Origin of the sequence: Okeania sp. SIO3B5 (assembly GCF_010692555.1) — a bacterium.
Classification (GTDB): domain Bacteria; phylum Cyanobacteriota; class Cyanobacteriia; order Cyanobacteriales; family Microcoleaceae; genus Okeania.
In genome coordinates this window covers 1-3,302 of sequence record NZ_JAAHHG010000769.1, presented here as the reverse complement: position 1 = coordinate 3,302, position 3,302 = coordinate 1, and the positions used below count along the sequence as shown (strand labels likewise).

1 protein-coding gene and 1 pseudogene are annotated in these 3,302 nt (G+C 36.9%); both read right to left on the bottom strand.

Annotated features, from left to right (window positions below; genetic code table 11):
- Window positions 1-302: 302 nt before the first annotated feature.
- Window positions 303-1,046, bottom strand: a complete 744-nt coding sequence (locus F6K54_RS42175; protein ID WP_293090452.1) for an isochorismatase family protein — start codon at window positions 1,044-1,046, stop codon at window positions 303-305.
- Between the two features lie 461 nt (window positions 1,047-1,507).
- A pseudogene (gene nadA, locus F6K54_RS42170) lies at window positions 1,508-2,483 on the bottom strand (quinolinate synthase NadA).
- Window positions 2,484-3,302: the final 819 nt, after the last annotated feature.

Below are 3,302 nucleotides of genomic sequence, written 5' to 3'. Positions count from 1 at the left end.
TCCGGTTGAATAATTAGACTTTGGTGGAAGGAAGGCAGGAGGCAGGAGGCAGGAGGCAGAAGGTTTTCTCAAGAGTGTCACCTTGATTTTATACACGCTCCGATGCTACCGGACATGATATTAGAAGTGATACTTTATATCAAATGCGTTTAATTCGGTATCAAAAAATGTTCCATCTTCAACCATTACCAAATATTTCCCCATCTCCCCATCTCCCCATCTCCCCATCTCCCGATCTCCCCATCTCTCCTAACTATAATAATAAGTATTCAACCGGATTTGATATAACAATTGATCGCCCTCTAAAGTTCAATAGTAGAAGCAATAAATGCACCGCGTTCGGCCATTTTATATAATCCGATATGGTGTGATACTTTTTGTGGATGAATAGCAGTTTTTGGTAAACCTTGCTCCGCTACCATTTCTGCTGTGAGGTTAAAGGTAGCACAACCTTTTTCATATACAGCCACATCTTTTAAAGTAGGCGCTAAACCATGATTACGAACCGACAGAATAGTTACAACAAAATCCATCACACAGATATCGGTGCAAATTCCCACCACAACTAAAACTTCCAGTTTGTATTGATTTATCCAGTTCAACAATACATTACGCTGAGTATTAGCTTCAATAGAACCAATAAATCCATTAATACAATCCTTCGGAACTAATGTTGCTAGGGGATTGTCATATAACCATTTAAGTTCTGGGACAAGCTCTTCTTCTCCAGTTCCCTTTTCACAATGAGGGGGATAAGGAGGTTCTGGTTTCCCTGGTTCGTGGGTATCTAAAAATACTAAAACTGGCCAACTTCGTTCAACAAAAGTTCTTGCTAGGCGATCGCTTTCTGAGACCATTGTAGCAATTTGTTCGTTGGGTACTTGCGGTGCTAAGGGACCAAACCCAACAGTGCAAAAACCATTAAGTACATCTACTACAATTAATCCGGCAGGGCGATCGCCAATAATATAAGGTTGTGGATCTATGGGTAAAGCTGCTTGAATGGTTGCTAAGGCAGTATCAGAATTAGCTACAGTTGTTGTCATGATAATTTACTAAACTAAAGAATACTTTAAAGAAGTTAAAAGTCTGTAGGGCAACATACAGAAGTTATTTTTGTCATACTATTTCTCAAAAATAATGCTATACTTATGCAAGACTTCAACGATTAAGTAATTAGTATGATTCAATAACGTTTTGAGCAATTATTTAAGCTAGTGATCTTATATTAGACATCTCCATAAAAAAGGGAGCAGGGAGTAGGGAGAAATCATTGATGAATAAGAGTAGGATAATTGATTTAATTTTTTATTTTTTGAGATGTCTAATAGGGAGAAGTAATTAATAATTTATTGATAAGAATTGATTTTACTTTTGACTTTTAGAGAGGTCTATTATTCTTATGTTTACTACTCCCCACTCCCCTACTCCTTTACTGCCTACTTTCTGAAGATGTCTATTATTTTGATTATTTCTATATTACTGCTTCTGTTATTTTTACTTTTGCCTAATTAAATGAAAGTTTCAACATCTTTTGAATAGGTTTCAATGCTGCTACTCGCGTTTCTTCAGGAATCGTAATTTCAGGTGTCTGATTTTTCATCGCCAGATACAATTTTTCTAAAGTATTCAGTCTCATGTGAGGACATTCGTTGCAAGCACAGTTATTCATTGCAGGTGCAGGAATAAAGTTTTTGCTAGGTGCATTCTTTTGCATTTGATGAATTATTCCCGGTTCAGTTGCCACAATAAATGTTTGTTTGGTTTTGGTTTTCCTGACAATACTTCAATAAAGCAGTGGTCGAACCAATATAATTAGCATGAGGTAACATACTCGGTTCGCATTCTGGATGAGCGATAATTTCAGCTTCCGGGTGCTCTATTTCTAATTGCACCATCTTTTTTTCAGAAAATGTCTCGTGAACAATGCAACTTCCTTCCCACAAAATTAAATCTCGTCCGGTTTGCTCCATAACATAACGACCAAGGTTCCGGTCTGGAGCAAAAATTATGGGTTGGTCTGCTGGTATTTGCTTAACTATTTTGACAGAGTTGGAACTGGTGCAGATAATATCGCTCATTGCTTTAATAGCAGCAGTGCAATTAATATAAGAAACAACTATTGCGTCAGGGTGAGCTGCTTTAAATTTGGCAAATTCTTCCGGTGGGCAACTATCGGCAAGAGAGCAGCCTGCATCTAAGTCTGGTAAAAGTACCAGTTTATTTGGGTTGAGAATTTTTGCTGTTTCTGCCATAAAATGAACTCCGGCAAAGACAATAACATCAGCATCAGTTTCTGCTGCTTGTTGGGAAAGACCGAGGGAGTCACCTATATAGTCAGCAATATCTTGAATATCCGGTTCTTGATAATAGTGATCTAAGATAACAGCATTTAATTCTTGCTTGAGCTGGGCGATCACTTCAAATATATCGTTAGGTATATTATCTAAAGTTTGGTTAGTTTTCAGTTGAGTGGCAAACATTATTAAATCTTTCTGTAATTTACTTATTGGTGGCAAGTTTAAGAAACTTTAATCAGTCTATTTTATGATAGATTTATTAATTATAGTAGAATTCATCAAAAATTGAATTTAGAGTTAGTTATGGGAGAAAAAAGTTAATCTTGTTGAGTAAATCCCTACAAAATCAAATTAATTGGCCACACAAAACTCCCGAACCAACCGGGGGTAATCAAGACAAAAATGGGAAAATTTTAAATCAGTGATCGCATGGCAAAAGAAAAGGCCACACGCTTTGTAGTGGCCTTTAAAGGCATTTTAGAAATTTTACTAATTTCATTTCTCAAAATCGGTAGCTGTCCGAACTCTACTATCGCCTTGACTTTCAGCCCAATTTTCAAGATGATCAAGCCTAATTTGCGTATTTTTTATGGATGCTGAACATTTATCAAATTCAGCATCTAGTTGGGAAAAATTCCCTCCCAGTTTGTCCAGAACATCTCGCTCAATAATCTCTCTAGCACGATTTAAATCATACTTTTTTGAAATACTCCTGGTCTAGTTCTTGCCCGTAGACTAAGGCACTTGATAGGGTAGCAGTGTTTATAATCATGTCAAAAAGAGAAGAAATAGGAGATTCCCATTTTTGTAAAGTCTCGTTTTCTCCTATTGGAAATTTAGCAAATCAGGACTTACGCAAAGACACTATATATAGTGTATGGCAAATAGAGCGATTGCTGACGCAAAGCTCCGCTAACGCTTAAAAAAAATGTAGCGATTGCTGACGCAAAGCTCCGCTAACGCCTCAAGACAAATACCATTGTCAAAACAAGGGTAAAAACC

What these genes read in the sequence shown, in the direction of transcription:
- F6K54_RS42175 (WP_293090452.1), bottom strand. Translation starts at nt 1,046, where the DNA reads ATGACAACAACTGTAGCTAATTCTGATACTGCCTTAGCAACCATTCAA.